Annotated in this window: 1 rRNA gene; it reads left to right on the forward strand. The window is 44.3% G+C overall.

Going from position 1 to position 393, the window contains the following annotated elements:
• Nucleotides 1-271: 271 nt before the first annotated feature.
• Nucleotides 272-393, forward strand: a 16S ribosomal RNA gene (locus LZP69_RS15930); the annotation flags it as partial.

A 393-nucleotide genomic window follows, 5' to 3' on the forward strand; every position in this document is an offset into this window, starting at 1 on the left:
CCCTAAGCCGAGACCAAGCGTCTAACGGCAGCATCGAAAGATGCACTGCTCTTTAACAACATATCAAGTAATCTGTGTGGACACTCACAGGTGTTGAGAAATCGAAAACGATTTAAATCTCAATGCACTCTTCACTAGAGATAGTGAGTGTTCATAGCAATATGTCTTACAGAAATGTAAGTATCGAGTTTGCTGCTTCTTTATGAACGCAGTGAATGAGAAACAGTAGAATTCATTGAGTCGTTTGGTGCAAGCCAAACAAAAAAACTTTTAATTGAAGAGTTTGATCATGGCTCAGATTGAACGCTGGCGGCAGGCCTAACACATGCAAGTCGAGCGGCAGCGGGAAGATAGCTTGCTATCTTTGCCGGCGAGCGGCGGACGGGTGAGTAA

Source organism: Shewanella sp. AS1, assembly GCF_021412565.1.
Taxonomy (GTDB): Bacteria; Pseudomonadota; Gammaproteobacteria; order Enterobacterales; family Shewanellaceae; genus Shewanella.